We start from the raw sequence: 6,116 nt of genomic DNA on the forward strand, positions 1-6,116 counted from the left end.
CCGCTACGACAAGCGCGGCCACGTCTACCTCGGCACGGCCACGGCCGCCGCCGTCATCATCTGGCTTCGCACATGATCGGCCGGACAACTCCTAGTCCTGGCCGCCGTCGACCCGTACATCGACCGTGACGTCCTCGCTCGGGAGATTCCCCGCGAGGAGCAGCAGCGCCGCGCCCTGGAGGAGTTCGCCGGCAGGTGGGACGCGGAGAGCGGTGAGCAGTCCTAAGGGCTGTCCCGCAAACAATCTCCGTCTCAGGGCCGTCGCGGGTAGGCTGGGTGATCGGCGTAGGGTGAGGCGAGGTCGAGCAGGTCGTCGCATGGCCAGGTGTCGCCGTCGTACTGGCAGTCATCGCGGTTGTCCCACGGTAGTTCGGGGTCGCCGGTGGCTGGACTGAGTACATGGCGGGAGAGCACGCGTCGCTTGGCTTCGACCTCTCGCAGAACACGAGCCGGGTCGTGCAGCGCGACGTGCAGGGCGATCGTGGGATGGAAGCCGGAGAGTTCTCCTTGGCAGAAGTCGACCGTGTGCCCGTGAGCGGTCCACTCCCCGCGGCCGTCACCGTCGCTGCGTCGGGCCAGGTCGGCCTCCTCGTCCAGCCGTGCGTGGAGGAACGTCACAAGGTCTTGACTCATGGGGTCATCCTGGACGATGCATGAGGCCCGGTCGCCTGATTTCCATGCTGTGGGCAGGGCCCGGCTGGCAGGCCCGACAACTGGAATGATCTCGCTGTGGCTGGTGTGATCACGGCGTCCGAGCCGTCCTGGATAGCCCCGTTCTCCGGGCTGAGCCCTCGCGCCTTCGGCAAGTTGGTGACGGTGCTGCGGCGCCAGGGTGCGGACGCGGTCCGCAGGGGCCGGCCGTGGAGCCTTCCGCTGGAGGACCGGGCCCTGCTCGTCGCGGCGTACTGGCGCACGAACCTGACCATGCGGCAGCTCGCCCCGCTGTTCGGGATCTCGAAGTCGGCGGCGGACCGGATCATCGACCACCTCGGGCCGATGCTCGCCCTCCAGCCCCGCAAGCGGTTCGCCAAGGGCACCGTGCTCATCGTGGACGGCACCCTGGTGCCCACCCGCGACCACACGATCGCCGAGCGGTCGAAGAACTACCGGTACTCCACCAACCACCAAGTCGTCATCGACGCCGACACCCGCCTGGTCGTCGTGGTCGGCCGGCCACTCGCCGGGAACCGCAACGACTGCAAGGCGTGGGAGGAGTCCGGCGCCAAGGCCGCCGTCGGCAAGACCCTCACGATCGCCGACGGCGGCTATCCCGGCACCGGGCTCGTCATCCCTCACCGCAGAGAGCGCGGCCAGACCGAACTTCCAGCCTGGAAGGAGGAACACAACAAGTCCCACAAGCAGGTCCGGGCCCGTGTCGAGCACGTCTTCGCCCGGATGAAGACCTGGAAGATCCTCCGCGACTGCCGCCTCAAACGAGACGGTGTCCACCACGCCATGCTCGGCATCGCACAGATGCACAACCTCGCCCTCGCCGGATAGGCCAGCGGGCCGCAACGGCGGCCCACCACGCCCGAGGCGTCAAAGATCATTTACGGGACAGCCCTTAGGCGTGGCTTGCGCGGGAGGGGCGAGGCGCAGCAGGACGGCCTGGAAGGTCAGCGTCGTCCGATGGTGCCGCGGACGAGGGCGTAGGGCATGACGCAGAAGGCGCCGAGGTTGGTGGCGACGATCAGGGTGAGGAGCAGCCAGTAGGAGAAGCCGTGGCCGTTGGAGGAAGCGAGGAGCCACCCGTAGGTGAGGGTGGCGAGGATGCCGGTGCTGGCGAGTCCGGCCGCCCAGCCCGTCTTGCTCAGCCCGATGCCGAGACCGATGAAGGCCCAGAACAGGGCGGGGCCGGCGATGGCCGCGATGGCTAGGAACACCGGGAAGTCGATGTCCCGGCCGCTCATGTAGTCCGTCAGCTCAGGTACCGAGATGAAGGTCATTAAGCCCATGTAGGCGACGGTGATGACAACGAAGACGGTGGTGAGCACGCGGGCGGCGCGGGTGGCGGGAGGGGTGTTCGCGGCGTCGGTCATGAGGCGGTGGGCTCCTTCTCCTACGGCGGGCAGGGCAGTCGGCCCCGCTCCGGTATAGCCGACGGGGACCACAGGGGTGCGTGCTTCCCGGCAAGGCTCCCCGGGGCCGGTGATGAACAAGCCACTCGAAGCGGTGACGCGACACCGGCGACCGCAGCGCACCCGCTCGGCCGTGCAACACCGGCTCTGCAACACGTCAGCACGTTGCACCTCTGACCTGCGCAAACCGGCCAACGGGCGGTCTGGGCGCTCGCGTTGCAGCGCGTGTTGCACCGCCGTCCGGCGCCAGGAGCCAAGACGAAGGCCCCGGGGGTCACGACGCCCCGGGGCCTCCACTTCGCTGACCTCCCCGCTCAACGAGGAGCCGGCCCAACCTGTCACGCCCAGTCCACGCCCAGCTTCGCGAGGGCGGCGAGCTGGTCGGCGGTGAGCTTGTCGCGTCGGCTCTTGGTGTTGGAGACCCACACGCCCAGCTTCACCATCACCGGCTCCGCCTCGCCCTCGACCGTGATCTCTTCCCCGTGGGCGCGTGGGACCGGCCGGTGGGCGCCTTCCCGCTCCACCCACTGCGTGAGCGCCGCCAGGCCCCGCTGGAACGCCTGCTGTGCCTTGCTCGGCCCCTTCACCCCACGACTGGCCGCGGGGGCGGGAGACGGCTTCTGGTCGGGCTGCACGCCCAGCGCGGTCAGCCGCGTCTGCTGCTCGGGCAACAGGCGCGCCCAGGTGGCCGGCTGCTTCTGCTGCTGGAGCCACCGTCCGATGTCGTCGCCGTCCAGCAGCACGCCGGGGGCGATGTCGGGCAGCTGCCCGTCGGCGTCGACCAGGTCGGCCAGGACGCGGCAGTGGCGCTGCCAGTCCAGGGGCCAGGGGCAGTTCCAGTCCTTGTCGATCGCGGCGAGCTGCGCGGCCCGGGTGGTGGCGGTGTCCTGGTTCTTCCAGAGACCGTTCTTCGCGCCCTTCCTGCGGAGGTTGGCCATGTACTGCCCGACGGGTACCATCTCGTCGTCCTCGCCCCACATGGCGTCCTGCCGGGGCGCGAGGTGCCCGGTGGCCCGCCGGAAGGCCCGGAGCACGGCGAGTTTGGCCTCCCACGGCTCCTCGCCCGGCTCCCACACCATCCCGGCCTCCGGCGCGTCCAGGAGGACCTTGCGTCGCTCCTCGAGTTCGCCGGCGCGCAGGGCTTTGCGCTGCTGGTGCACCCACCGGCCGAGCGGGAACGCCTTGGTGATGCCGACCTCGGTCTCGGTGTCGTACGGGACGGCGTAGAGCCCGGTGATCTCGTTCTCCTTCCGCCACCGGATGAGGGCCTGGTAGCCCTCCAGCCACACCAGGGATTCGGGCCGGTAGACGCGGGTGCGCAGGAAGGCGGCGATCGTGGTGGCGTCGCGGGGCTGGAGAAGTGCAGCAGCGCCGACTCGGCCGCCGCGTCGGCGCCGTCGCCCTGGTCCTCGCCCTCACTCACCTTCGCCGCCAGCGCCGACGATCCGTCCGTCCTCGTCGCGCCGGACGTGGATCTTGAGCTTTCCGCTGGTGAGGGCGCGGGAGGCGAGCTGCTCGACGAGGCGGTCGTCAGTGCGGAGGCCTTGGAGGACCGCTACAAGGGGGCGGAAGCTGGCACTGGCGACCATGTCGGTGGGGTCCTCGTTCGGCTCCAGGAACACCGGCACGATGATCCTGGCGACCTTGGTGGACCCGTCGCGGTTGAGCCGCAGCGCCCGGCCGATGTTCTGGACGATCTCGACCTGGGAGGAAGGAACCCGCTTGGGCCGGGCCGGGTGGGCCCGCCGCGCAGCCGTCGCGGCCCCGCCCCCCAAGGGGCCGCGACGGACCCTGATAGAGGCTCAGTGGCGTCTACGGGCTCAGGTTGGGCCGGGAGTCAGCCACTGCCCGACGGGCTCGTCCAGCGCCGGGGTGGATTCCCTCGCCTCAACCGAGGCCACGAGGGCGTGAGCCGAGACGTGGCCTCCGGTTCGAAATCAGGCAGACTGGTCGACGCGCCACCACTGATCCGCGAAATTCGAGTTGCAAGGGTATTGGAATGGAACGGCGTTGTCTGCGTAGCCCTGGACGACGAGGCACTTGCCGCTGTTGACGTTTCGGATCATGACGTGGATGCCATCAGTGGCCCAGATGAGAGTCCATTTCTGGTCATTCCAGCTCCCGCAGCCGTACTGGAATGCGGGTGAACCGTCGTTCCAACCCTGTACAACTATGCACTTCCAGCTGTTTCGGTTTTCAAGCCAGAAGGTTTCGCTGTATCCGTCACGTGCGATTTCCCAGTGTTGGTCGGCAGGGTAGTCACAGGTGAACTGTTCCACGGGTGTTCCGTTGTTTGTGCCGCGGGCAGCAAGACACTTGCTGCTGTTGTAGTTTCTGATGCGTCGGTCGGTCATTGACTGGGATGTCAGCGAATTGTTTGAGGGCTGCGGCACAGCAACTTCAGGAAGTGGAAGAGAGGTCGAGACAGAGGTGGCCGATGCCGGAGGCGCGGCGGCTTCGGCGGCCGTTGTAGTTCCTATTAGAGTGCTGGCGAGAAGCCCGATTGATCCCAGGGCAATGCCTATTCGGCGGAACATGTAATTCTCTTTCTGTCGAACGGTCAGCCAGAATCTGGCCGTCATCACCAGGTTTTACTGATTGGTGAGACCACACAGAGCGGTCAGCGGGGTACCGACCCCTGAACGGGCCCCGAGTACACAGCCGGACGGCTGGCTGTCCAGCCAACACACTCTGCACACAAGGCATTGATCTTGCACTTCTTACCATGTACGCGTTCCACGGACCCGCGGCGTCCCAGTTCGCGGACGCCGCGGTCGTCACGACCCGCGTGCTCCTGGCAGGGAGGGAGAGCATCACCGACACGATCGACGCCAGGGCGATGATGTGCCTCCATGGCCCGGCCGGGGTCGTTCTGACAGATTCCCGATGCGGGCCGCCCTGGTGGCGGTCCGCATGCAGCCCCTGCGCGGCTCCCTGCGGGCCGGGTAAGCCGCCAGGGCCCCCCAGGGGGCCGCGCAGCGGCCTGATCAAGGCTCAGGGGGGCGTGTGGCGGCCTCGGGTTGGATCGGGGTGTTCTGAGGCGGCGGTGCGGGTCTGCCAGGGACGGCTACGGTCGGGTGCAGCCCGTGCCGATATGGCGTGCGTGGGTGAGGCCCGGTGCCCGGTTTCCCGGGGGCAGTACCGCCGGGCCGCCCCAAGCAGACAGCCGGCCCCGGCCGGTGACGTGCGGTCAGTGCGCGGGCGTCTCCGGCCCTGTGCCGAGCTGACGCCGGCCGGGGGAGTGGGAGGCGGCCGCGTGCCCCTCGGCGGCCGCACGCGGCGCCTCGGCCGGCTAGGCAGCAAGGCGGGCACGGCGGCCGGCCGTGGGTTGTGCAGGGGGAGTTGCGGGGCGCGGGCCGGTGCCCAGGACGCGGCGTTCGGTCATTCACCTAGTTTCCCGGCTCGAGGCCGGGGTTCGGACCATCGAGGGAGCGATTCACGTGACCGATGACGAAAAGCAGTCCGTGATCATGCAGACCATTGACGCGTTTCTCGCGGAAGTTGATTACGAAGAACAGGGTTTGGGTTCCGACGATTTGGCGTGGTCTATTGTCAACGCATTGAGCGTTGCAGAGAATCCCAAAAGGGTCTGAATTTCGAATCTCTGGCGATTTGATAAAGCTCTAGAAGTTTCGGCTCAATTCGAGCGACGGACAGAAGCTAACGGATCGTCAGATGGCCCTTTCGGTCCCCTGGATTGGGGATTGACAACCCCGGCCAGGTGCTGCCATCCTGACCATGCGTTACCAACTGCACAGCGGAGCGGGTCACCACCAGACCCCGGCCCCCTCCCTCGTAGCCAGCCGCCCGCGAAGCGGGCCCAGGGTCGGGGAGCGAAGCGGACCGGCCCAACAGGCCGTGAAACGGCCTGAGTTGAGGCCGCGAAGCGGCTCAACCCGGGGTCTGGAGCGAAGCGGAAGGCCCCAGCCGAAGCCCGCGAAGCGGGCGCCGGCCCGCCCGGGGCGAAGCGCCGGGCCTCACACCCCATCACCAAGCCACGCAGCGGCCGCCGCAACTCCCCAGCGTGCAGTGTTGGGG

Annotated in this window: 5 protein-coding genes and 1 pseudogene; 2 read left to right on the forward strand and 4 right to left on the reverse strand. The window is 68.2% G+C overall.

The window, feature by feature from the left end:
* Window positions 1-252 precede the first annotated feature (252 nt).
* The gene (locus ACZ518_RS39275) at window positions 253-633 is read right to left on the reverse strand and encodes a DUF6221 family protein (RefSeq protein ID WP_469117824.1); all 381 of its coding nucleotides are present in this window, start codon (window positions 631-633) and stop codon (window positions 253-255) included.
* A 96-nt stretch (window positions 634-729) separates the two neighbouring features.
* Between ACZ518_RS39275 and ACZ518_RS39280 the strand changes: the two genes are divergently transcribed.
* Window positions 730-1,500, forward strand: a complete 771-nt coding sequence (locus ACZ518_RS39280; protein WP_469117825.1) for a transposase — start codon at window positions 730-732, stop codon at window positions 1,498-1,500.
* A gap of 116 nt (window positions 1,501-1,616) precedes the next feature.
* On the opposite strand, the gene ACZ518_RS39285 is transcribed toward ACZ518_RS39280, so the two are convergent.
* The 3 genes and pseudogenes from ACZ518_RS39285 to ACZ518_RS39295 all read right to left on the reverse strand — a co-directional run bounded on the left by ACZ518_RS39285 (window position 1,617) and on the right by ACZ518_RS39295 (window position 4,660).
* Window positions 1,617-2,039: a hypothetical protein gene (locus tag ACZ518_RS39285; protein ID WP_469117826.1), complete on the reverse strand. Its 423-nt coding sequence runs from the start codon at window positions 2,037-2,039 to the stop codon at window positions 1,617-1,619.
* 377 nt (window positions 2,040-2,416) lie between these two features.
* Window positions 2,417-3,787 (reverse strand): annotated as a pseudogene (locus tag ACZ518_RS39290) (helicase associated domain-containing protein); the annotation flags it as partial.
* Window positions 3,788-4,015: 228 nt separating this feature from the next.
* Window positions 4,016-4,660, reverse strand: a complete 645-nt coding sequence (locus ACZ518_RS39295) for an RICIN domain-containing protein (RefSeq protein ID WP_469117827.1) — start codon at window positions 4,658-4,660, stop codon at window positions 4,016-4,018.
* Between the two features lie 858 nt (window positions 4,661-5,518).
* Between ACZ518_RS39295 and ACZ518_RS39300 the strand changes: the two genes are divergently transcribed.
* Window positions 5,519-5,671 (forward strand): hypothetical protein, encoded by a 153-nt coding sequence (locus ACZ518_RS39300; RefSeq protein WP_469117828.1) that lies wholly within the window; start codon window positions 5,519-5,521, stop codon window positions 5,669-5,671.
* Window positions 5,672-6,116: the final 445 nt, after the last annotated feature.

It is taken from the genome of Streptomyces sp. NPDC033966, assembly GCF_055575955.1.